General features: G+C 64.2%; 25 protein-coding genes. 6 read left to right on the top strand and 19 right to left on the bottom strand.

Annotation, left to right across the window (positions count from 1 at the left end):
- Positions 1–37 precede the first annotated feature (37 nt).
- On the top strand, positions 38–595 hold the full coding sequence (locus F0P96_RS00480) for a metal-dependent hydrolase (protein WP_151076792.1): 558 nt from the start codon (positions 38–40) through the stop codon (positions 593–595).
- Positions 596–662: 67 nt separating this feature from the next.
- Here the strand turns inward: F0P96_RS00480 and F0P96_RS00485 are convergent, their stop codons facing one another.
- Entirely contained in the window at positions 663–890 is a 228-nt protein-coding gene (locus tag F0P96_RS00485; RefSeq protein ID WP_151076793.1) for a hypothetical protein, read from the bottom strand.
- A gap of 259 nt (positions 891–1,149) precedes the next feature.
- Between F0P96_RS00485 and F0P96_RS00490 the strand changes: the two genes are divergently transcribed.
- On the top strand, positions 1,150–1,632 hold the full coding sequence (locus tag F0P96_RS00490; RefSeq protein ID WP_151076794.1) for a LexA family protein: 483 nt from the start codon (positions 1,150–1,152) through the stop codon (positions 1,630–1,632).
- Complete coding sequence (locus F0P96_RS00495) at positions 1,629–2,927, top strand: Y-family DNA polymerase (protein WP_151076795.1); 1,299 nt, start codon at positions 1,629–1,631, stop codon at positions 2,925–2,927. The genes F0P96_RS00490 and F0P96_RS00495 overlap by 4 nt, the downstream gene beginning before the upstream one ends.
- Before the next feature lie 23 nt (positions 2,928–2,950).
- Here F0P96_RS00495 and F0P96_RS00500 read toward each other — a convergent pair whose 3' ends face one another.
- On the bottom strand, positions 2,951–5,773 hold the full coding sequence (locus tag F0P96_RS00500) for a S8 family serine peptidase (RefSeq protein WP_151076796.1): 2,823 nt from the start codon (positions 5,771–5,773) through the stop codon (positions 2,951–2,953).
- Between the two features lie 124 nt (positions 5,774–5,897).
- Between F0P96_RS00500 and paaN the strand changes: the two genes are divergently transcribed.
- On the top strand, positions 5,898–7,574 hold the full coding sequence (gene paaN, locus F0P96_RS00505; protein ID WP_151076797.1) for a phenylacetic acid degradation protein PaaN: 1,677 nt from the start codon (positions 5,898–5,900) through the stop codon (positions 7,572–7,574).
- Between the two features lie 71 nt (positions 7,575–7,645).
- Here paaN and F0P96_RS00510 read toward each other — a convergent pair whose 3' ends face one another.
- The 6 genes from F0P96_RS00510 to F0P96_RS00535 all read right to left on the bottom strand — a co-directional run bounded on the left by F0P96_RS00510 (position 7,646) and on the right by F0P96_RS00535 (position 11,857).
- Complete coding sequence (locus tag F0P96_RS00510) at positions 7,646–7,921, bottom strand: hypothetical protein (RefSeq protein WP_151076798.1); 276 nt, start codon at positions 7,919–7,921, stop codon at positions 7,646–7,648.
- A gap of 173 nt (positions 7,922–8,094) precedes the next feature.
- Positions 8,095–8,832 (bottom strand): LytR/AlgR family response regulator transcription factor, encoded by a 738-nt coding sequence (locus F0P96_RS00515; protein ID WP_151076799.1) that lies wholly within the window; start codon positions 8,830–8,832, stop codon positions 8,095–8,097.
- On the bottom strand, positions 8,829–9,950 hold the full coding sequence (locus tag F0P96_RS00520; RefSeq protein ID WP_151076800.1) for a sensor histidine kinase: 1,122 nt from the start codon (positions 9,948–9,950) through the stop codon (positions 8,829–8,831). The genes F0P96_RS00515 and F0P96_RS00520 overlap by 4 nt, the downstream gene beginning before the upstream one ends.
- Positions 9,951–10,052: 102 nt before the next feature.
- A complete protein-coding gene (locus tag F0P96_RS00525; protein ID WP_151076801.1) occupies positions 10,053–11,018 on the bottom strand; it encodes an alpha/beta fold hydrolase in 966 nt (321 codons plus the stop codon).
- 196 nt (positions 11,019–11,214) lie between these two features.
- Positions 11,215–11,550, bottom strand: a complete 336-nt coding sequence (locus tag F0P96_RS00530; protein WP_151076802.1) for an outer membrane protein assembly factor BamE — start codon at positions 11,548–11,550, stop codon at positions 11,215–11,217.
- A 10-nt stretch (positions 11,551–11,560) separates the two neighbouring features.
- Complete coding sequence (locus F0P96_RS00535) at positions 11,561–11,857, bottom strand: sll1863 family stress response protein (protein WP_151076803.1); 297 nt, start codon at positions 11,855–11,857, stop codon at positions 11,561–11,563.
- A 199-nt stretch (positions 11,858–12,056) separates the two neighbouring features.
- On the opposite strand from F0P96_RS00535, the gene F0P96_RS00540 reads away from it, so the two are divergent.
- Entirely contained in the window at positions 12,057–12,512 is a 456-nt protein-coding gene (locus F0P96_RS00540; protein ID WP_151076804.1) for an energy transducer TonB, read from the top strand.
- Here the strand turns inward: F0P96_RS00540 and F0P96_RS00545 are convergent, their stop codons facing one another.
- Positions 12,513–13,073, bottom strand: a complete 561-nt coding sequence (locus F0P96_RS00545) for a hypothetical protein (protein ID WP_151076805.1) — start codon at positions 13,071–13,073, stop codon at positions 12,513–12,515.
- Positions 13,074–13,180: 107 nt separating this feature from the next.
- Positions 13,181–14,491, bottom strand: coding sequence for a dicarboxylate/amino acid:cation symporter (locus F0P96_RS00550; RefSeq protein WP_151076806.1), 1,311 nt, complete (start codon positions 14,489–14,491; stop codon positions 13,181–13,183).
- Between the two features lie 310 nt (positions 14,492–14,801).
- Here F0P96_RS00550 and F0P96_RS00555 point away from each other — a divergent pair, with 310 nt between their 5' ends.
- On the top strand, positions 14,802–16,991 hold the full coding sequence (locus F0P96_RS00555) for a TonB-dependent receptor family protein (RefSeq protein WP_151076807.1): 2,190 nt from the start codon (positions 14,802–14,804) through the stop codon (positions 16,989–16,991).
- A 97-nt stretch (positions 16,992–17,088) separates the two neighbouring features.
- Here the strand turns inward: F0P96_RS00555 and F0P96_RS00560 are convergent, their stop codons facing one another.
- The 9 genes from F0P96_RS00560 to F0P96_RS00600 form a co-directional block, all read right to left on the bottom strand.
- Positions 17,089–18,240, bottom strand: a complete 1,152-nt coding sequence (locus tag F0P96_RS00560) for a Gfo/Idh/MocA family protein (protein ID WP_167291125.1) — start codon at positions 18,238–18,240, stop codon at positions 17,089–17,091.
- Between the two features lie 114 nt (positions 18,241–18,354).
- Complete coding sequence (locus F0P96_RS00565; protein ID WP_151076809.1) at positions 18,355–19,155, bottom strand: phosphatase PAP2 family protein; 801 nt, start codon at positions 19,153–19,155, stop codon at positions 18,355–18,357.
- A 60-nt stretch (positions 19,156–19,215) separates the two neighbouring features.
- On the bottom strand, positions 19,216–19,665 hold the full coding sequence (locus F0P96_RS00570; RefSeq protein ID WP_167291128.1) for an arsenate reductase/protein-tyrosine-phosphatase family protein: 450 nt from the start codon (positions 19,663–19,665) through the stop codon (positions 19,216–19,218).
- A gap of 28 nt (positions 19,666–19,693) precedes the next feature.
- Positions 19,694–20,371, bottom strand: coding sequence for an aquaporin (locus tag F0P96_RS00575; RefSeq protein ID WP_151076810.1), 678 nt, complete (start codon positions 20,369–20,371; stop codon positions 19,694–19,696).
- The gene (locus tag F0P96_RS00580; RefSeq protein ID WP_151076811.1) at positions 20,361–20,891 is read right to left on the bottom strand and encodes a GNAT family N-acetyltransferase; all 531 of its coding nucleotides are present in this window, start codon (positions 20,889–20,891) and stop codon (positions 20,361–20,363) included. Before F0P96_RS00580 ends, F0P96_RS00575 begins: the two co-directional genes overlap by 11 nt.
- Positions 20,892–20,922: 31 nt before the next feature.
- Positions 20,923–21,489 (bottom strand): ArsI/CadI family heavy metal resistance metalloenzyme, encoded by a 567-nt coding sequence (locus F0P96_RS00585; protein ID WP_151076812.1) that lies wholly within the window; start codon positions 21,487–21,489, stop codon positions 20,923–20,925.
- 40 nt (positions 21,490–21,529) lie between these two features.
- Entirely contained in the window at positions 21,530–21,862 is a 333-nt protein-coding gene (locus F0P96_RS00590; RefSeq protein WP_151076813.1) for an ArsR/SmtB family transcription factor, read from the bottom strand.
- 203 nt (positions 21,863–22,065) lie between these two features.
- On the bottom strand, positions 22,066–22,335 hold the full coding sequence (locus F0P96_RS00595; RefSeq protein WP_151076814.1) for a hypothetical protein: 270 nt from the start codon (positions 22,333–22,335) through the stop codon (positions 22,066–22,068).
- Positions 22,336–22,376: 41 nt separating this feature from the next.
- On the bottom strand, positions 22,377–22,571 hold the full coding sequence (locus F0P96_RS00600) for a hypothetical protein (protein WP_151076815.1): 195 nt from the start codon (positions 22,569–22,571) through the stop codon (positions 22,377–22,379).
- Positions 22,572–22,613: the final 42 nt, after the last annotated feature.

Below are 22,613 nucleotides of genomic sequence, written 5' to 3' on the forward strand. Positions count from 1 at the left end.
GCCAAATGTAAGGCGGCGTGCGTTACTTGCCGCCCCTATGCCCACCATCTTCACCCACGCCGTTGTGGCCGCCGGCTTTGGCCGCGCTTTTGTGCGCAGTGCACAGCCCGCCCGCTTCTGGTGGCTCACCGCGCTGTGCGCCATCCTGCCCGATTTCGACGCCGTTACGTTTCGGCTGGGCATTCCCTACGCCAGCATGTGGGGGCACCGCGGCATCACGCATTCGGTGGTGTTTGCGCTGGTAGTGGGGCTGGTGCTGGGCTATGGCCTGGGCCCACGCACTGCCCGCGCCAGAGGTTGGTCGAAGGGCGCTACGGCGGCGTGGTTTGCGCTGGCTACCGCGTCGCACCCGCTGCTCGACATGCTGACCGATGGCGGCTTGGGCGTGGCTCTGTGGGCGCCGTTCAGTGGCGAGCGGTATTTTTGGCCGTGGCGGCCGGTGCGGGTGTCGCCGGTGGGCGGCGGGTTCTTTTCGGCCCGCGGGGTGGCTACGCTGCTGAGCGAATTGAAGTGGCTGTGGCTACCTGCGCTGATGGCACTTAGTGCCGCCTCACTGCGGCGGCGTGGCAAGACCGTGCGGCATCCTGAAGTCTGAGTGCTAGCCGTTTTGGGAAAAGAAAACGGCCGCTGGAGGGCGGCCGGACGGTGAGGAAAAAAGCGGGCTAGTTCAGCCACAATTCCACCACATGCTCGAAGCGTCGGGCGGCAAACGCGCCGTACGGCCGCTCCGCGTAAAAGCCCAACACGTGTACTTGCGGCTCGCCGGTGCGGGCGTTACGCTTGTACTCAATGGGGTAAACACGGCCGCTTTCGGGCCAATCACCGATGTGGTCGGCGGGGCGTCGGCTGGCATCAATGCAGCGCGCGTACTGCTGGACAGGGAGTGACACGGGTAGTGAGGTCTTCTTTGTTCTACGCATATCCAAAAATAAGAATATTTGATCAAATCTAAAAATGTTAGGTAGGAAAAATTTGAGCATTTACTCGGTAATGGCGCCTGTGGATAGGATTAAAAATATATTAATTCGATTTAGTAGCGTAAAAAGTTCTACGCTCTGGAACTAATCCAACCTGCGTTGAAAACCTGATACTAAAAAAATTAGTAAATAGCAGCGTTGGTTGCCGCATTGGTGTGGGCCAGCCTGCTTCATGACGTCCATTACGCCTTTTTCCGTTGCTGTTGATTGGGCCGGCTTCACGCTGCCCTTGTTTGCCTGTCCGGTGCCGGCCGGCTTCCCGTCGCCGGCCGATGATTTCCCGGACGCCCCGCTGAACCTGTACGAACTGCTATTCGCGCACCCGGCTTCCACCTTTCTGGCCCGCGTCAGCGGCGACTCGATGGTGGGCGTGGGCATTCGCTCGGGCGACATCGTGGCCGTCGACCGCAGCCTGCAAGCGGGGGAGGGCAGCATTGTAGTGGCGCTGATCGAAGACGAGCAAACCCTGAAGTGCCTGCGCTACCGCAACGGCCGGCCCTGGCTCGATGCCGCCAATGAGCGGTACGCGCCCATTGCCGTGGCCGAGGGCGGCCTGCATCTGTGGGGCGTGGTGACGCACGTTATTCATTCGTTTCAGGGAGCAAAACCTAAAACGTCGCCGGCGGTCCGGAAGCCTGTTGCCCGCCGCCCATGATTGCGCTGGTCGACTGCAACAACTTTTACGTGTCGTGCCAGCGGGTATTTGAGCCGCGCCTGAATGGCCAGCCGGTGGTAGTGCTCAGCAACAACGACGGCTGCCTCATTGCGCGCTCCGACGAAGCCAAAGCCTTGGGTTTCAAGATGGGCGAGCCGTACCATTTGGCACGACCGGCGCTGCAGCAGCACGGGGTGCGGGTGTTTTCGTCGAACTACGCGTTGTACGGCGACATGAGCCGGCGCGTGCTGCGGGTGCTCGGCGACTGGGTGCCCGAAGTAGACGTGTATTCCATCGACGAAGCCTTTCTGAACCTAGACGGCACGCAGTTTCTGCGCCGCGGGCAAAGCCTGAGTCAATACGGCTCCGATATCCGGGCGGCGGTGCTGCAGCACGTCGGCATTCCGACCTGCGTGGGCGTGGCCCCGACCAAAACCCTGGCCAAGCTCGCCAACCGCCTCACCAACCGCCGCACCGGGCACAACGTTGTGACGCTGGAAACCGATGCCCAGCGCCAAGCCGCGCTGGCTGCTACGCCCATTGAGCAGGTGTGGGGCATCGGCCGCAGATACGGCAAGAAGCTGCTGGAAATGGGCCTAGTAACAGCGGCCGACCTAACCGCCATGCCCGAAGGCTGGGTGCGCCGCCATCTGGGCGGCGTGGTAGGTGTGCGCCTGTGGCAGGAGTTGCACGGCCAGCCCTGCCTCGATTTCGACCCCGCCGCACTGGAAGACGAGGAACGACCCGCCCGCCGCCACAGCGTGGCGCACACCCGCTCGTTTGGTCGGCCGCAGCGCGACCCAGCGGTGTTGGGCGAAGCCGTAGCCTCTTTTGTGGCCCGCGCCGCTGAAAAGCTGCGCCGCCACGGCCTAAGCGCGCAGGTACTCACGGTGCTGCTGGGCACCGATAGGCAGGCGCCCCAGCCGCATACCTTCACCGCCGTAGCCACGCTGCCCGCCGCCACCCACGATACCGGCGAGCTGACACGGGCGGCCCTGGAACGGCTGCGTCGGCTACTGCGGCCGGGCACGGCATACCACCGCGCCGGCGTGATGCTGAGTGGCCTGGAGCCGATGGGCCAGACCCAGCTCGGCTTGTTCACCCAAACGCCTGAGCAACTACAGCGCAGCCAGCAACTCATGACTCGCCTCGATGCCTTGAACCAACGTTTTGGGCAATCAACGGTGCGCTATGCCGCCGCCGGTTTGCAGGAACAAAAGTGGGAGGGAAGGCACAATTTTCGCTCCCCGGCCTACACTACCGACTGGCAGAACCTCTGGCAAGTGTGTGCATGATGCTGCTGGGCGTTTTCCTTGAACTATAGCTGCAGTGCGAGTTTCTGGGTGCCGATACTGCCAGTAGCACCCTCCATCTGCAGTACGTAGAGGCCGTTGGCCACGCCTCGTACATCCAACTCCATTGCGGGTGCGGTTCCCGCCCACGACCATGTTCTGACGGTGCGGCCGGCCAAATCGAGCAGGCGCAGTTGCATCGGGGCAGCTCCGGTTGTCGGCGCGGTGACCCGCACGAACGCGCTGGCCGGGTTGGGGTATACCTGCCAACCCGCGGCCTGTGCGGTAGCCGCCCGGTTCGGCAGCACCTGCAGGTAGCGAATCTGAGCAGCATCGGCGGCCGCCTGAAGCTGCGCCAGCGTGGGGGCAGCCAGCACGGCAAACGCCACCGTTACCGAGTCGTTGGGCGCCAGCCGCTTTAGGGCCGCGCCCACCACGTGCGACACATCCGAGCCGGCGGTGCCACCAGCGGTGCGCTGGCGGGTGCCGGAGCTTAGGGTAAGGAATTTCTCGGCCGTTGAAAAACCGTCGCGTAAGGCCACAGGTGCGGTTACGAGAGCGTTGTTTTCGAGGGCGTAGTAGCTAGCAGCCAAGGCCGGGCGCTGAATCAGCTTCACGCCCGTGTAGAGCGAGGGCCGCAGCACGTCGTACACGTAGCCCAGGGCGCGCACGGAGTCCCAGGCGGCTACGTTGCGGCCGGCTTCGGCGGGCACGTCCCAATCCATGAAAAGGCCGGCGTGCAAAGGCTTCAATGTGTCGGGCGTGAGGTTGCGCAGGGTGTACTCCACAATGGCGTAGTCGCGGTCGGCGGCTGGGGCAGCCCAGGCCAGGGCGCGTTGCCGCACGCGCACGCCAATGCCGCGGTTGCGGCTCAGGCTGGGCAAGGAATCCTGGAACGTGCCGCGGGCCTGCTGCGCATTGCCCACGGAGGGCAGAAACCGAATGGGTTGCTGGCTGAAGAAGTCCTGATCGGAGCGGGAGTTGGGCGTGCCGCGCAGGCGGTCGGCCACGTGGGTGGCGTTGGTGGCTACCAGCAGGCCGCCTTCGCTCAGCAGCGGCGGCGAGTTGCGGTAGCTCACGCTACGGCCGATGTCGGCGTTCAAGCCTTCGTAGCCGAGGTTGCCGCGGCTGGTTACGGTCAGGTGCAGGTCGTTGGCCGTCAGCACCACGTAGTCGGGGTTCAGCTCCAGCACCACGTATTGGTCGTCCTGAAAGCCGTTGGGCGCGGTGAAGCGGCAGCGCAAAACGCCCCGGGCGTTGGGTGCGGCCGTGCCGGATACGCTCAGTTGCAGAGGCACCGAGGCGGTGGCATTGGTCGCCAGATTGCCCACCGTAGCGGGGCTACCGCCGGCCACCACCAGCTCCGGCGTGAGCGAGGTAACCGTCAGCATCAGGCCCTGCACGGGTTGCAGCAGGTTTTGCACCGTGAGCGTGAGGGTGGCCGAGCTGGCGGGCACCAACTGGGCCACGCTCAGTTGGCTGCGTACCGACACGGCCTGCGCGGTGGGTGCTAGCGCCAAGGCGCGCTTGATGTTCAGGCGGCCGGTGCCGAGGCGGCCCAGGTAGGCCGCGTTGCCGGGCACGCTGTAAATGTCGTCGGTGGTTTGGCGCAGCAGCGCCGCCACCTGCGCGCCCGAGAGCTGCGGGTATTTGCTACGCACCAGCCCGGCGGCGGCCGCCACAATGGGCGCCGCAAACGACGAGCCGCCGACAGCCGCGTAGGAACTGTCGTTGTTGAAGGTGGTGGTCAGAATCTGCTGGCCGGGCGCCGAGAGGTCGACGTGGTAGCTGTAGGTGTTGCTGGCGCCTTTGGCGTCGTTGGGTTCCAAGGCCGCCACCGATACCACGTTGTCATAGGAGGCGGGGTAGAAATCCAGCTCGGCGTTGGTGTTGCCAGCGGCCACCACCACCACCGCGTCGCGGTTGATGGCGGCGTAGCTCACGGCATCCTGCTCGAACTGCGACTTGCCGCCCACGCCGCCCCACGAGGCGTTGATGATGCGGCAACCGTGGTCGGCGGCGTACACGATGCCCTCGAAGCCGCCAAATGCGCCGCCCGGTGTGGTGGCGTAAATCTTAATGGGCAGGTAGCGGCAGTTGAAACCCACGCCCGCAATGCCTTTGCCGTTGTCGGGGCGGGCCGAGGTACAGCCGGCCACCAGCACGCCGTGGCCGTTGGAGCCGCCGCTTGCCGTGGTGGGGTTGTTGTCGTTGTCGCCGGTGTCCCAGCCGCGGAAGTTGTCGACGAAGCCGTCGTTGTCGTCGTCGAGGCCGTTGATGGGGTCGGCGTAGTTGCGCTTTTCCTGGCCGCGCAGTTCCTGGTGCGTAAAGCGCGTACCGGTGTCGGTGATGCCGATAACCACCGACGAATCACCTTTGCTGATGTCCCAGCCGGCGTAGGCGCGTACGCTTTTCAGGTAAAACTGCCCGCCGGCTACGGTCGAGTCGGCGGCGGGGTCGTTGGGCTGGTACAGCGGCTGACGTTGATAGAGCGGCTCCACGTACTCCACGGCGCCGGTGCCCAGCAGCGTTTGGCGCACTTTGCCGAAGGCTGCTTCGGCGGGGTAGCTGAACCGATAGATGGTGCGCAGCTCCACGCTGCCCGGCTTTTCGGGCGAGGGCGGCACGGCGCGCGGAAACTTCTGCTGCAAGCCGGTGGCTTGCACTTGGTTCAGCGCGGCCTCCAGCTGCCTGATATTAGCGCCTGGTTTGAGCTTGAACACCGCCGCGCCGGGCAGGGTGGGCGAGGGGGCATCGAGGGTAGCCGTGAGCGGCTGCTGGGCCTGGGCCACGGGCAAGGCCGACAACCAACCGCAGGTCGCAACTAGCAGAGGTAGAAACTGTTTCATCGATACAAATGATGTGATAGGACCGGTCGAGCCTAACTACGTAAATTTAGCCGCCCGGCCGCACTCGGGCCGCATCTTTTCGACCAACATTCCCCAATATCCCCTCAACTTCCAACTCCGCGGTATGACCGACACCACCCAGAAGCACCAAGCCACCCTGGACCAAGCCGTACAGGCCCTGCACGGCCGCACGTTCTTCGCGCATTACCCCGAAAATCCGTCGCCCGATGTATACGGAGCCGACGCCGACGCCCAAGGCCGCGCCGCTTACGACGCCCGCCGCAACCAGCCCTTTGCCGAACTGCAGCAAGGCGCGCCCGAAGCCTGGGCCGGCCAGGAAGACTCGCCCTACGAGCAGCAGCCGCTGGGCATCACCTACCCGTTCTACGCGCCCGAAACCCTGGTGCGCAATGCCCAAGAGGCTTTCGGCCCGTGGCGCAAGCTCAAGCCTGCCGACCGCGCCGCCATCCTCATCGAGGCGCTGGAAGGCATGAAGACGCGCTTCTTCGAAATTGCCCACGCCACCATGCACACCACCGGGCAAGCATACATGATGTCGTTCCAGGCGTCGGGCCCGCACGCCGCCGACCGCGCCCTGGAGGCCGTGGCGGCTGGTTACGAGGAGCAGACGCGCTTCCCCGAAACCACGCAGTGGGACAAGCCGATGGGCAAATACACCATCAGCCTCAACAAAAGCTGGCGGGCCGTGCCCAAGGGTGTGGCCCTGGTAATCGGCTGCGCCACGTTTCCCACCTGGAACACCGTGCCCGGCATGTTTGCCTCGCTCGTAACGGGCAACCCCGTTATCATCAAGCCGCACCCCAAGGCCGTGCTGCCCATTGCCATTGTGGTGGCCGAAGTGCAGAAAGTGCTGGTGGCCCACGGCCTGCCCGCTACCATCTGCCAATTGGGCGTCGACGCCAACGACCGGCTCATCACGAAGGAGCTGGCCGAAAACCCGTCCGTGAAGCTCATCGACTACACCGGCGGCACCGAGTTCGGCAACTACATTGAGAGCCTGCAAAGCCAGGGGAAAGTGGTCTTCACCGAGAAAACCGGCGTCAACTCGGTCATTCTCGACTCCTGCGACGACCTCGACAAGGTCGTGCAGAACCTCGCGTTTTCCGTCAGCCTGTACTCGGGCCAGATGTGCACCGCGCCGCAAAACTTCTTCATTCCCGAGCAGGGCGTGAAAGTGGCCGGCACGCTGGTGCCCTACGAGGAAGTGGTGCAGAAGCTGGCCGGTGCCGTGCAGGGCTTGGCTACCAACCCCAAAGCCGCGCCGCACGTGCTGGGCGCCATCCAGAACCCGGCCACGCAGCAGCGCGTAGCCGATATGGCCGGCCGCGGCCACCGCAACGCGCTGGCTCACGGCACGGTAGACAACCCGCAGTACCAGAACGCGCGCACCTGCTCGCCCTCGTTATACGAGCTGGACGCCACCCAGAAGGAGCACTTCAGCCAGGAATTGTTCGGTCCCATCATGCTGGCCATCAAGACCAAAGACACGCACGAGAGCATCCGGCTGGCGGCCGAGCTGGCGCGGGAGCACGGCGCCATTAGCTGCGCGGCCTACACCACCGACGAGCAGATCAAGGAGGAAATCAAGGACGAAATGAGCCTGGCGGGCACCGCCGTGAGCTTCAACCTGACGGGCGGCATCTACGTGAACCAGAACGCCGCCTTCTCCGACTTCCACGTGACCGGCGGCAACCCGGCCGGCAACGCATCGTTCACCAACCCCGAGTTTGTGCTAAAGCGCTTTACCTGGGTGGGCTTCCGCGAACCGGTAGCTGGCTAAGCAACAAGCCGCCCCACAAAAAAGCCCCGCTGGATTCTTCCGGCGGGGCTTTTTCGTTTGCAACGTTCAGGCTAGTAGCCCTTGGGCTTGGTGTATTTGTATTTCTTGGGCGCCTTCACCGTCTGAAATTTGTAGGGGTTGTTCGTCTGGTCAGACAAGCCAAAACCCAGCGTGCCGTTTTTCTTTTCGCGGTCTTCCTTGAAGCGGGACCGGTCGTTCTGGCGCTGCGGCGCCCGGGTTTTCACCGTGCCGTAGCTGCTCTTGGGGTTCTGAAAAGTGGTTTCGTCGCGTGAACAGGCTCCGCAGGCTACCAAAGCGGCAAACGAGAGCAGTAGGGCTATTTTCATGGCGAAGTTGAGAGTTAAGAAGTACTGGCAGCGGTGAGTGGTGGGAGGAAATACAGCCCTGTTTCCAGAGCCGCAACCGGCTGCTACGGTGTATACTGCGTTCAGCAGTAAAATGATACAAAGCCGCAAGGATGCAGGCGGCTGTGCCCACCCGCAGGGCTCAGTAATTCTTCTTATAAACTCAGGGCCTCGCGGAAGCGGATGGACTGCTGGCGCGATACTTCCACTTCCTGACCGCCGCGCAGTCTGATTTTGAGGGTGTTGCTAAACCACGGCTCCACGCTTTCAATCCACTTGAGGTTGATGATCTGCTGACGGTTGGCGCGAAAAAACACCTTCGGGTCGAGGCGGGCTTCGAGGTGCTGCAGGCTGCGGGTGATGAGCGGGCGCACGTCGTGAAAATGCACACGGGTGTAGTTGTCGGCCACTTCCAGCAGCTTCACGTCGGCGAGGCGCACAAACCAGCACCGCTCGCCGTCTTTCACAAACACCTGGTCGGTTTCGCGCAGCAGCTCGCGGGCGGCAGGTGGTTCGGCGGTTTCGGGTTCCGCTTCGGCCACCAGGGCCATGCGGGCTTTGGCCAGGGCGGCGGCCAGGCGCTGCTCGTCCACGGGCTTGAGCAGGTAGTCGAGGGCATTTACCTCGAAGGCCTGTACTGCATACTGGTCGAAGGCGGTGGTGAAGATGACCTGCGGAACGGCGCCGTCGAGGCCGGCCAGCAGCTCGAAACCCGAGCGGCCCGGCATGTGAATGTCGAGCAGCAACACGTCGGGCTGCAGCTCGCCGATGCGCTGCTGGGCTTCGTCGGCGTGGGCGGCTTCGCCCACCACGGTTGCATCGGGGTGGCGCTGGAGCAGGCGGCGCAGTTCCTGGCGGGCCAGCCGGGAGTCGTCAACGAGGAGAATGTTCATGAGGTGGCGTAAGGAAAGGTAGGCGCTGGCGCAACCGGCGTGCCCTGCAAAGGAATGCGCACCTGGGCGGCTACGGTGTCGGGCTGGGCCTGCTCCAGACGCAGTTCGGCCCGCTCGCCGAAGAGCAGCCGCAGCCGTTCGCGCACGTTGTGCACGCCGGTACCGGTGCCGTCGGGCTTGGGGTGGCCGGTGGGAGCAAGTTGGCCGGTGTTTTCGACGCGAAGCTGCAACTCGGCGCCCGTGCAGCAAGCCTGGATGTGCAGCTCGCCGCCCGCTGGGCGCGAGGACAAGCCGTGTTTGATGGCGTTTTCCACGAGTACCTGCACCAGCATGGGCGGCACCTGCACCGCGAGGCAGTCGGCGGGCACGTCGATGGTGTAGCGCAGGCGTTCTTCGAGCTGCAACGACTCGAGCTGGAGGTAGTCGCGCACCACGGCCAACTCGCGGCCCAGCGGCACCTGCTCGGTGCGGTTCAGCTGAATGGCGTAGCGCAGCAGCTCCGACAGGTGGGAGAGCATGTCGCGGGCGCGGTCGGGGTCTTCGCCGATGAGGCTGCGGATGTTGTTGAGCCCGTTGAAGAGAAAGTGCGGGTTGATCTGGGCCTTGAGCGTCTGCATCTCGGCCTCGCGCACGGCCGCCGTCAGCTTCCATTTGTCGATTTCGACCTGCCGGTACCGCTCCAGGTAGTGCTGCCCAAAATAGAGCAGCGACCAAAGCCACATCACAAACTCCACGTTGATGGCGTAGCCGATGAACTGCATCCAGTGAAACGGCTGCGGCGGCGTGCCACTGACGCGCAACGACAGCGCCGACAACGTGCCGATGATAACCTGACTGAGTGCCGCTACCACCGTGTGGGCAATCAGCAGGCGCCAAAACAGCGCCCCCACCGGCAAACTCAGCCAGTCGTGGCGCTTGGCGTAGTTGCGCAGCAAGTGGCTCAGCCCAAGCAGCGTAATGGCTACATAGAATTCCACGAGCAGAATAAATGGCTGAAACTTGCGGCTGAAGGCCACAATCAGCACCAGCCCCAGCAAGCCGTAAAGCGCCCAGCCCAGGGACTGGAGCAGCCAGTAGAGGCGTCGGCGGCGGGGCGTAGCAAAGGAAGTAGAGGCCATGAGCGGCAAAATACAGCGGGAAAAGCAACGGGCGCGGCGCCGGACCGCCGCAAGCCCCCGCTCGACCGACGACGACGCGGGGGCTGCAAAGCGAAGCGCGACTTAGCTCTGCTTGGTCTTGCCGGCGGCTTTCTTGGCCGGGGCGTGCTGCTGCAAGAAGGCATCGGCCTGGTTCAGAAACCACTGCGTGTCGTCCCACATCAGGAAGTGCTTGCCGGCTTCCGACATTTCGATGCGGTGCTGCGGGAGCTTGGCGTATTGCTGCGCGAAAATGGCCCGCGTGCTTTCCTTGGTAGCGCCGTAGGGCTTGTAGGCCGCCCAGGCTCCCAGCACCAGCACCGGCTGCTGAATGCGGGCCACGTCGGCGCGCAAATCGGTGGTGCTCATGTCGTACATGGCCTGGGCCACGGTAGCGGGGTCGGAGGCAGTGCTCCAGCGGCCAGCCACGGTCATGCGGGCCGTGTCGGTTATCATCGAGGCCAGCATCTGGCGCTGCATGGCGGCGGGCATTTTACCTCCGCGGCTCATTTGCTGGCGCGTGGCCTCAGCCTGGGGCTTGGCGGCTTCGGCCGTCAGGGCCGGGTTCTGAATGGCCGACAGAAACGGCAGCGAATCGACAATCACCAACGGGCCGACGGCCTCAGGCTGGGTGGCGCTCATCCACAGGGCCATGAACCCGCCCAGGCTGTGGCCGATGATGGCCGGCCGGGTGAGCTTCTGGGTTTTGATGTAGGCCAGCAGCTGGTCGCGCACGTTTTGCAGCAGGTGCTCGGTACTGGCTGGGGCCGCCGCGCCGCCAAACCCGGCCAGCGACACAACGTGGCACTGGTACTGGGTCTGGTAATGGGCCACGGTTTCGTCCCACACTGCGCCGGGGCAGGTGAGGCCCGGAATGAGCAGCACCGGCTGACCTTTGCCCACCACCCGCACCGTGAAGTTGGGGTGCGCGGCAGGATTGTCGGCTACGCGGCTGGCGGGAATTGCCGCAACGGCCGGCAAGGCAGCGGAAGTGGCGCTCAGCAGCAAGGCAGCGGCGGCAAGGCGGAGGAAGGAGGCAGTGCGTTTCATGGTCGTCAGCGGGTTTGGAGCGTGGTTGATGTTCCAAAGGTGAAGTGCCGATGAGCGCATGGAAAGCCAAAGCTAGCCGAACGGTAGGGTCGACGGGCGAGTGGTAAAAAGCGGGGGGCGAGTGGCGGGCCGGTTGAGCGCAAAAAAAGCGGCCCGAATGGTTCGGGCCGCTTGGTAAGCTGAAGACGAGAAAAAGCTATGGGTTGTTGGTGCTGGCGTCGGGCCGCTCGTTGCCGGCGGCCTGCGGGGCGCATTGCGTGCTGGCTACGCGGTTGTCGGGGCCGAACACGACCTTGATGGGCTGGGTATCGGTGGCGCTGCCAAAGAGGTACGACCACGTCTGGCCGCCGTCGGTGGCGGCGTCGTGGCCGGTGGGCTCACCCATGAGGCGGCGCACCTGTTCCTGCGTCATGCCCACGGTTACTTTCTGGCACTGCTCGGCATTCTGAAAGCTTTCCTGCGCGGTACAGGCATGCAGGGCCAGGCCCAATAACATCAACAGCACAATGCCCAGGAGTCGTTTGGCTAGCATGGGGCGCGGCTTAAATAAACTTGCTGATGTCCTGCCGCAGCACGTCGATGCCACGCTTGATGTCGGACCATACGCTGCCCGGCGCGTCGTCGGCGGTGCTGCCGAGCTGCTCGGCCAGCTTGCTGCGCTTAGCCTCCAGCGCGGCGGCGTGCTCGTGGTAGTGGTGGGGCGAGTCGGCCGTGGTGGCGTTGGCGCGGGCGTTCAGGGTCTTGATTTTAGCATCGAGCTCGTCCAGAGCCTGGCGCAACTCGTTGGGGCTCAGGTGGCCCGGCGCGCGCATGTTTTCGGGGTGGGGCGTGTACGACATGGAAGCAGGAAATAGCGGGTGAGCGGCCCGGCCAGCCGGGTTTCCTCCGTTGTACTGTGCAAAGCCCGGAAAGGATACTCCGGCGGGCCGGACGTGTGTTACCAACGCAACCGCAACGCAAGCATAACGCACGCTTTACACCCGCCGCTCATCAGCCGAATAGCTTTGCCGCAGCTTCCGCCATCCGAAGTCTGCCGCTATGTACCGTTCTCTTCTGCTGTTGGTTACGCTGTCGATGCTGGGTGCTGCCACGGCCCGGGCCCAGGAAAACCGAACTCTGACCATCAACAGCGGCGAAGCAGGTTCGGCGGCCCAAGTGACGACACCAGCGGCCCCCGCTATTTACCACACCGCCGACGTAATGCCTGCCTTTCCCGGCGGCACCGAAGCTTTCGGAAAGTTTCTACGCGAAAAGCTACAATACCCCACCGAAGCCCTCAACAAAGGCCGCTCGGGCAAAGTCTACGTGCAGTTTGTGGTCGATGAGCGCGGCCACATCATCGACCCGCAGGTGGTGAAAGGCCTCGGCGCCGGCCTCGACCAAGAGGCGCTGCGCCTCGTGCGCATCATGCCCTGGTGGACGCCCGGCCTCGTCGGTGGCCAGCCCGTGAAGGTGGCCTACACGCTGCCCATCGTATTCCGGGCACTGGAGTAGCTAGTGAAACACGCCCCACTGCTTGGGCAGACCCAGGTCGCGGGCGAGGGGGGCGGCGGCGGTGCGCCACAGGTTGGTCAGCAGCTCGTTGATGGCGTCGGCCAGCTCCAGGTGGTAGTCCTGCTCCAGCTTTTCGGCTTGGCGCAGGAGCGTATCGGTACGGCGCACCACGTGGTTGAGCAGCAGCTGCGTGGTGCCGGTGAGGCGCGCCACGGCCTCGGGCTGGGCCTGAAACACGTTGTTGAGCAAGCGCGTGGTCAGCTCCACTTCGCCAAATGCGTCGCCGGTGATTTTGGCGTGGTAGCTGATCATGTTCTGCAGCTGCCGCACAATCACGAGCAGGTCGTTGGGGGTTTGGTGGTAGCCGCGCACGGGGTCGTCGAGCCGCTCGCGCAGCTGGGCGCGGCGGTTTTCGAGGCCTTCCGGGCCTTCGAGCAGGCGAAATTGCAGCTGCTCGGTCAGCACTTTGTCCTGGCACACGAGGCGCACCAGGAGCTGGTCCTTCTCCTTTTGGGGCAGGTTGAGTAAGGCTTTGCGCAGATCGGGTGGCAGTGCAGCCATGCAGAAGAATGAAGTAAAAGACGCCGGGCGGCAGCGGTCAATTTAAACGAATACAACTACGCAGAAAACGCGTTTTGGCTGCCAAAAGTGCCATTTACGGCCGCGCATCAGGCCACGTGCTGCGGATGCTCGGGCACAGTGCCGGCCGTTGCGCTTTCGGCCACCAGCGCGCCGCTCAGGGCCAGTTGGTTGCGCGCCTCGTCGAACTCGTTTTCGCTCTTGGCCACCACCACCGTCGCCACCGCGTTGCCAATGATGTTGGTAATGGCCCGCGCCTCCGACATAAACCGATCTACGCCCAGCAGCAGCGCCATACCCTCGACGGGAATGGTTTTGGTGGCCGCCAAGGTAGAGGCCAGCACCACGAAACCCGAGCCCGTGACGCCCGCCGCGCCCTTGCTCGTCAGCATCAGAATGCCGATGATGGTGAGCTGCTGGCCCAGCGTGAGCGGCACGTGGAAGGCCTGGGCCAGGAAAATGCTGGCCATCGAGAGGTAAATGGTGGTGCCGTCGAGGTTGAAGGAATAACCGGTGGGAATGACCAGTCCCGCTACCGAGCGGGAGCAGCCGTAGGCCGTGAGCTTGTCGATGAGCCGCGGCAGAGCCGACTCCGACGACGAGGTGCCCAGCACAATCAGCAGTTCTTCCTTGATGAAGCCCAACAAGCGCCACAAGCTGAACTTGTAGTAGCGCGCCACCAGCCCCAGCACGCCGAAAATGAACAGCGCCATCGTCAGGTACACCGAGGCCATGAGCTTGGCCAGCGGCAAAAGCGTATCGAGCCCGTAGGTGCCGATGGTGTAGGCCATACCACCGAACGCGCCCAGCGGCGCCAGCTTCATGACCATGCCCAGCACGCCAAACAGCACGTGGCTCAGCCGCTCGAAGGTGCCCAATAGCGGCCGGCCCACGGCATCGGGCACGCGGGTGAGGGCCAAGCCGAAAAGCACGGCAATGAGCAGCACCTGCAGCACGTCGCCGGCGGCAAAGGCACCCACTAGGTTTTCGGGCACGATGTGGGTGAAAAACGCTACCCAGTCCATGCCGGCGGCCTGCTCGGCGTACTTCTGGGTTTCGGCGGCTTTGGCGGTGGCGGCGCTGGTATCCACGCCCGCGCCGGGCTGCACCAGGTTGGCGGCTCCCACGCCAATGAGCAGCGCAAAAGTGGTGATGAGTTCAAAGTACAGCAGCGCCTTGCCGCCCACGCGCCCCACCTTTTTGAGGCTGCCGATGGAACCGATGCCCAGCACCACCGTCAGGAAAATGATGGGCGCGATGAGCATCTTGATGAGCCGGATGAACGTCTCGCCCACTGGCTTCAGGGCCGTGCCCACGCCGGGAAACAGTGCCCCGAGCAATACGCCCAAGGCAATGGCGGTGAGGACTTGGAAGGTGAGGTTGCGGGCGAGGTTTTTCATGCAAGCGGGGCAAAGCGGGCTGCAAAGTAGCAAAGTGCCTGGCCTGTGGCACCGAGAGGCGGTTGCCAGGGCAGAGTCGTAGATTTTCTAGCCACTGTTCAAAACCCAAGCCTCTAGAAATAAGTACACTACTACATGCCTTGGGCAGATGCGCGCTTCTGCACCGAGTGATGTTCCTGTGGTGAGTGAATGGTTATTCGGCAAACACACAGGGGCGCGCATCACCCCACGGCTGTACCTCCTGGAAAGCCCCGTCCTAACTTAGGGCGGGGCTTTCGCGTTGGGAAGACAACGGTTTCACATTCCTTGCATGCGTCACGCGTACCGGCTGCCTTTACTTCTGCTGTGCTTGTTTGGTGCCGTGGCCCGCGCCCAAACGCCCGCCGCGCCACCCGATACCGCGCGGCCGGCATCCGTTACGTTACCCGAGGCCACCGTGGTGGGCTACGGCCAGAACCTGCCTTTGCGCCGCACTGCCGCCGCCGTGGGCGTACTCGATGCCCGGGTTGTCAATCGGTTCAGCGAAGCCTCGCTCACGCAGGCCGTAAACACACTGCCCGGCGTGCGGCTGGAGGAGCGCGCCACCGCCAGCTACCGCCTCAGCATCCGGGGCAGCACGCTTCGCTCCCCCTTCGGCGTGCGTAACGTGAAGGTGTACTACCACGACATCCCGTTCACCGAGGCCAGCGGCAGTACCCCGCTCAACCTCCTCGACCCGGTCACGCTCGGGCGCATCGAGGTCATCAAAGGACCGGCCGGCAGCCTGTACGGCGCCGGCACCGGCGGCGTGGCCTTGCTGCAAACGCGCCAGCTGGCTACCGACGGCTCGTTGGTGCGGGCCGGCGCCTCGGCGGGCAGCTACGGGCTGCGGCGCTACACGGCCGAGGCGCTGAATACGAACAATAGCGCCACCCAACGGCAGCAAACCTACGCCAGCTTCGCCCACCAAACCCTGAGCGGCCACCGCCAGCAAAGCGCCTTGCGGCGCACGGTGCTGGCCCTCGGCGGCGAGCTGCAAACCTCCGCCAAGCGCACGGTAGCGGCGCATTTGCTCTACACCGACCTCGACTACCAACTGCCCGGCGGCCTCACGCGGGCGCAGCTGGAGCAGAACCCGCGGCAGGCCCGCCCCGGCACGCCCGCCGGTCCGGGCACGGTGGCGCAGCGCACGTTCTACGCCTCGCGCACGGCCCTGCTGGGCCTCACGCACGAGTACCGCTTCACGCCGCGCTTCACCAACAAAACCACGCTCTACACCACCGGCAGCGTCATTCGCACGCCGTATCTGGTCGATTATGAGCGCAACACACAGGTGGGCGGCGGCGGGCGCACGGCGTTTGGCTACCGCACGGCGCTGGCCGACCGCACGCTGCGCCTCGCGGCCGGCGGCGAGCTGCAAACCAGCTTCGAAAACGCCCGCAACTACCAGAACCGCGCCGGCACGCCCGGCCCCCTGCGCTACGACGACGAGATTCGCACCGTCACCGGCTTCGTGTTCGGGCAGGCCGACTACGAACTGCCGGCCGAGCTGCTGCTGACCGTGGCCGCCAGCTACAACCGCCTGCGCTACCGCATCAACCGCGTGAGCGACGCCACGCTGCCCGCGGGCTACCAGCTGGAGCGCAACTTCCGGCCCGAGGTGTCGCCGCGGGTGGCGCTGCTGCGCGAGTTCGGCGACAACCTCGCCGTATACGGCAGCGTGAGTACGGGCTTCTCGCCGCCCTCGGAAGAGGAAATTCGCCCTTCCGACGGCTCGCTCAATACCGGCCTGCAGGCCGAGCGCGGCACCAGCTACGAGCTGGGTGCACGCGGTCAGGCGTTCAGCAACGGCTTCGCGCCCCGCCTCGATTTCGACGTGTCGGTGTTCGATTTTCGGCTGCGCAACACCATCGTCACGCGCACCACCGAGCGGGGCGCGGGACTGTTTTCCAATGCCGGCGCCACTCGCCAGCGCGGGCTGGAGGCGGCTGCCGGGCTGTGGCTTTGGCAGCAGTGGGCGTCGATTCCCGAAGCCGAGCAGCAAGCCCGCAACATGGATTTGGGGTACCGCACCACGGGTGCGGGCCTGCGCCTATGGAGCAGCTACGCCTACTACCATTTCCGCTTTGCCGACTACCAGCAAGCCGATGCCGCGGGCCAGCTGCGCGACTACAGCGGCAACCAGCTCACCGGCGCCGCGCCGCACACGCTTTCCGCCGGCCTCGACCTTAACCTGCCCATTGGCCTCTACGCCCGGCCCGCGCTCAGCCACCAGAGCCGCCTGCCGCTCAACGATGCCAACACCGACTACGCCGCCGGCTACTGGACCTTCGCGGCCCGCGCCGGCTGGCGCCGCACGCTGCTGCGCCACCTCGAAGCCGACGTGTACGCGGGCGTCGAAAACGCCACCAACCGGCGCTACAGCCTCGGCAACGACCTGAATGCTTTCGGCGGCCGCTACTTTCAGCCGGCGCCGGGCCGCAACTACTACGGCGGCCTCTCGCTAGGCTGGCGCTGGTAAGGGCCGGGGCATCAGACGCGTAGAAGCAAAAAGCCCGCGCAGGGGCGCAGGCTTTGCTCGGGTGCATAGGTTCAGAAACTGTGCCAGAACCAGCGGCTTACACTTTCACCGCCTTGCCCTTCTTCGCCGCTTCGTAAATGGCCATGATGTAGCGCACGTCGCGCTGCCCTTCTTCGCCGGGCGTGCGGGGCGTTTTGTTCTGCATCACGCACTCCGACATGTGGTCGACTTCGGCCGCAAACTGGTTGCCTTCCTTGAGCTGCGGCTCCTGCTTGCCCTCCTCGGTCCCGATTTTCATCGTGTGCTTGTTGTAGTCGGAGAGGGGGTCGAGGTCGAGCCAGCCCTTGTCGCCGAAAGCCCGCCCGCGCTTTACTTCTTGGTAGCTATACGACGACGTGCAGGTGGCCAGCACGCCGCTGGGAAAGCGCAGCGTAAACACAATGGTGTCTTCCACTTCCTTAAAGCGCGGGTCGGATTTGTCACTGTGTTCCTGGGCCGTTATTTCCACGGGCTCTTCGCCGGTGAGGTAGCGCGTGGCGTTGAGTGAGTAGATGCCAATGTCCATGAGCGACCCGCCGCCGGCTAGCTTTTTCACCACGCGCCAGGTGTCGGCTTTATCTTCGGTGGGCTTCACGGGCCGGCCGTGGTCAGCGGTAATCACCTTCAGCTTGCCCAGTTCACCTTTTTTGATGCGCTCAATGGCGTTCAGGTTGAAGGGCTCGTACTGGCAACGGTAGGCAATCATCAGTTTTTTGCCGGCCTTTTTGCTGGCATCAATCATCTTCTGGCAATCTTCTTCGGACGTGGCCATGGGCTTTTCGCACAGCACGTGCTTGCCGGCCTGCGCGGCCCGCACGGTATACTCGGCGTGCAAGGCGTTGGGCAGAATGATGTAGACGATATCCACCGCCGGGTTGTCCCGAATGGTGTCGAAATTCTGGTAGTTGTAGAGGTTCTTCTCCTCGATGCCGTACTCCCGGGCCAGCTTTTTGGCCTTGTCGGGCGAGCCGCTCACCAGCGCCACCAGTTTGGAGTGCTGGCAGTCCTTGAAGTTGGGCATGATTTGCTCGGTGGCGAACTTGCCCAGGCCCACGATGGCCCAGCCGAGTTTCTTCTTGTCGTCGTGTTGCATAGCTGCGGAAAGCGGTTGGGCCAGCGTAGCGGCTGCGGCCGGCCCAGCCAGGGCCGCAGCGGCGGCACCCAGCCCGGCCTGCCGCAGAAACTGCCGGCGCGATTCGGTCAAATTCATAGGCAATCGGAAAAGCCAATGAATAGCCTAACGACGCGCCCGAAGCCGGGGTTACGTCCGCGCTTGCGGCAGCCGGGGCCGCTGGTTTTGCTTGCCGTCGAGCTTCGGCTGCGCTTATTGCGGCCGCCAGGTGAGCGTGAAGCCCGTAGCGCCGCCGTAGTAGCTGGGCGCAAAACCTACGTCTTTCAGGTGCGGCTTGCGGCCCCACCGGTTGCGGTGCGAGAGGTAGCCCAGGTGCGCCGACAGAATGCCAATGCCAGCACCGGCTACCACATCGGACTGCCAATGGCGGTTGTTGAGCATGCGCAGGGCCCCCACGCCGGTGGCAATGGTGTAGGCCCCGATGCCGTACCACTGGCTTTGGTCGCGAAACTCGGTGTGCACGATGCTGGCCGCCAAAAACGCTTGCGCCGTGTGGCCCGAGGGGAAGGAATTGCGCGTCGAGCCGTCGGGCCGCAGCACCTTGGTGGTGTTCTTGATGGCGTAGGTCAGCGCCCCGTAAATCAGCTCTGATTTCACCACCACCAGCAGCGTGTTCAGCCGGTCGCTGCGCGACTCCACGCCGGCCAGGGCCACCAAACCCAACTCGGCATAAGGCGCAAAAATCAGGTAGTCGTCGACCTTGGTGTGGAAGTTCGGAAACTGGCGTTGGATGTCGCGCCGGGCGTCGTAGCTGCTGTAGATGCCGTTGCCGTTGATGGTGCTGGCGCCGTACCCAATGAGCACGGCCGGCACGATGGTGGCCCGCACGAGCTTGCCTTTGTACCAAGGTTTTTTGACTGCCGCCGGCACCCCGTCCGGGTTGGCGTACTTGCGGGTGGTATCGGGCGCGGCCGGGGCGGGCGGCGTGGTTTGGGCGTGCAAGGCTGTCGGCGTCAGCCAAAGCACGAACAGCAGCGAGGAAAGAAAGCGCATACGAAGCAGCCGGCGAAGGTGGAAGCTACAGGTGGTGAGTGAAGCAAACAACGCCGAAAATTACGCTTCGGTTATTACATCGTTGCCGAAATACGAAGCCGCTACGTGGCGGGCGTACGCTTTTATCGCGTCGCGCACCTGCCGGAATGCGTGCAATACCTGCTCCTCGGAGCCCGTGGCCCGGGCCGGGTCGGCGAAGCTGCGGTGCAGCCGGCGGGCGTGGGCGAGTCCCGGCAGCACCGGGCAGGTTTCGCGGGCGTGGTCGCACACGCTGATGAGGTAGGCGAACGGCACGTCGGCGTACTCGTCGACGTGGGTGGAGCGGTGGTGGCCGATGTCGACGCCGTCTTCGCGCATCACCTGTACGGCGCGTGGGTTCAGGCCGTGCGTTTCTACCCCGGCGCTGTACACCTGTGCACGGCCGGCCAGCTCGCGGGCGAGGTAGCCGTGCAGCATTTGGCTGCGGCAGGAATTGCCGGTGCACAGCACCAGTACATTGGGCAAACTCATGGTGTGAGAAGTAGCTGCGACTGAAGGTTTACGGGGTGCGCAGGGCCCGCGCCAATGGCACGGCCGCGAGGGCACCCAGGGTGGGCGCCACCACATACAGCCACAGGTGTTGCCATTGCCCGGCCACGGCAGCCGGCGCCAGGGAGCGGATGGGGTTCATGGAAGCGCCGCTAATGGGGCCCGCGAAAAGTGCTTCCAGCCCCACAAATGCGCCCACGGCAATGCCCGCCGTCAGCCCTTTCTCCCGGGCACCTTCCGACACGCGCAGCACGACCAGCATGAGCAGCAGCGTGAGCAAAAACTCCATGCCGAAGGACTGAAAAACCGGGCCGGCAGGCCGCGTACCGCCCAGCGTGGAACTCAGCGGAAACAGCAGCCGCAGTGCGATGCTGGCGGCGAAGGCGCCTACCGCTTGCGCCGCCGCGTAGGGCAGCACCCACCGGAAGGGCATACGCCCGGCGGCGGCAAAGGCCAGCGTCACGGCCGGGTTCAGGTGTGCCCCCGACACGTCGCCGAAGGCGTAGATCAGGCTCAGCACCACCAAGCCAAACGTGGCTGCAATGCCGCCGTGACCCACCACACCACCCGCCACCGCATTGACGACGACGGCGCCGGTGCCGCAAAACAGCAGGATAAAGGTGCCCAGTGCCTCGGCCAGCAGCACCGGCCGCCAGCCCGCCGCCGGCCGGGCGGGCTCAGCGGGCATTGGCCGAGGCGGTAATACCGGCCGGTTGCTCGGTTCCCACCACTGCGCTGCGACGCTCCAGCAGCATTACCGTGCGCCACTGGCCGTGTAGCTGCCCAATTCGTTCCCGGTAGCCAATAGTGCGGAAACCGGCTTTGGCATGCAGCGCCAGGCTGGCCGTATTTTCCTGCAGGATGCCCGCTTGCAGCGTCCAGATGCCGTGTTGTTCCGATGCCTGCACCAAGGCCTGCAGCAAAGCCAAGCCCACGCCCTGGCCCTGGGCCTCGGGTGCAATGTACACGCTCACCTCGGCCACGCCGCCGTATACGCACCGCCCCGACACCGGGCTCAGGGCCGCCCAACCCAATAGTTGCCCCCTCGCATCGGCGGCTACCAAGCGGCTGTGCGGCAGGTGCGCCGCATGCCAGCCGGCCCACTCGGGCGCCTGGGTTTCAAGGGTAGCATTTCCGGTGCGAATTCCGGCTTCGTAGATGGCGCGCACCGCTGGCCAGTGCGCTTCGCTAAGGGGAAGAATCGTCATGGAACAAGGGCAATAAGGGCCACACAATAGGTTAGCAGCACACGCCGCCGGGGCTGCAACTGGGGGCGCATTCGGCCACGGTGCTGGTGTCGGCTAGCGTGAAGGCCATGGGGGCTGTAACTAGCGTATCGGCGGCCAACGCACTGACGGCTGGGGCAATGCAGCATTGATTACTGGTTTGCTGGTAGTCGGCCTCGTAGCGCGGGTCGTTGAACTCGGCGTCTTCGTGAAAGTAATACACTTCCCATTCCACGCCGTCGGGGTCGTTTACCCAAAACTTGTCCTGCTTAGCGTAGCAGCAGCTGGTGCCCACTTCTTCGCGCTGCACCAGACCCGCAGCCCGGGCGGCTGCCAGGCGTACGTTCAGCTCGGCTACCGTCTCCACCTGAAAGCCGAGGTGACCGAAATGGCTTTGCACCCGCGCCGGGTTTTCAACAAACGAGATGATGAGCGACGGTTGGTCGAGCACGTACTTGGCGTAGCCGCGCCGGATTTTGGCGGCGGGCTGGCCGAAAAAAGCGTTGTAGAACGCCACCGTGGCGTTCAGGTCCGACACGTAAAGCGAGACGTGCATGCGGGGGAAAACAGGCGTTTCCATGGGAAGCAGTCGGTTAGGTGAAACGGAAAAAAGCGGCGAGCTAGCAGGCGCAGTCGAGGCCGGCGGTGGCTTGCCCAAAAAAGTCGGCGAATTGGGTTTGCAGGCGTTGCAGTAGCTCGGTGTCGAGGCAGTAGCACACGGTCAGCCCATCGATGCTGCCGCGGATGAGGCCGGCGGCTTTCAGCTCCTGCAAGTGCTGCGACACGGTGGTGCGGCTCAGGGGCAGCTCGGCGGCAATGTCACCCGAAATGCAGGTTTTCTTCGCGGCCAGCAGCTCGATAATGGCCACCCGGGCCGGGTGGCTCAGGGCTTTGGATACCCGCGCCAACTGCTGCTGGGCCTCGGTGAATTCGGAAAGCTTGGCGAAAGTCATGGGTGTTTTATGAAGTATGACGCAAACATACGTCATAGAAATATAAAACCAACTTATTGGGCTGATTTTTTTACGAAAGATTCTTGTTGGCTCCAGCGTTTCGCCCGTTGCCGGGTTCAACAAGCTGTCGAAAGGTCAGCTACCCAAACAAAAAGCCCTGCTGCATAAACATGCAGCGGGGCCTGACTTAGAGGTGCTCGTGGCTATTGCACCAGGCCGTCTATTTCCTCTTGCCGGGCACCGCCCACGCCGTATCCGTCGTCGGTCATGGCCGAGTTGTCGCGGTCGGGGCCGGCGGTAGGCTGGTCGGGAATGCCCGACGAGGCTTCGTCGAGCATGGCGGAGGTATCGAGCGTGCCTTCTTCGTCGCGCTTGTAGTTGTAAAGCTCGTCGTGATGGCGGCGCTGTTCCTCCGACATCGGCTGCTGGTCGGCGGTGGGTTTCTGGTCGTTCTGGTTGGGTTTCTTAGACATACTCGTCGGAGGCTGAAACGAAGCGAAAACGGCTTCGGGCGTTAGTCAAGGGGGTAGGGGCTGTTGCTGACCGGGTCGATGGTTTCCCAATACAGAAACCGCGGTTTGGGCGTAGGGGCGGGCGGAGTGGGGTCCATTTCTTCGAGCGCCGCCGCATCGGGCATGGCAAAAACGGGAGCCGGATTTGCGCCGGGGGGCGCAGCCTCGGTCGGGAATGGAGTTGGGGAAAGAGTCATGGCGGGTTGTGGGGAAAAGGAAGCGGGAGTACTCGGCGCAAG

It is taken from the genome of Hymenobacter busanensis, from assembly GCF_008727865.1.
In the GTDB taxonomy this organism is placed as follows: Bacteria; Bacteroidota; Bacteroidia; order Cytophagales; family Hymenobacteraceae; genus Solirubrum; species Solirubrum busanense.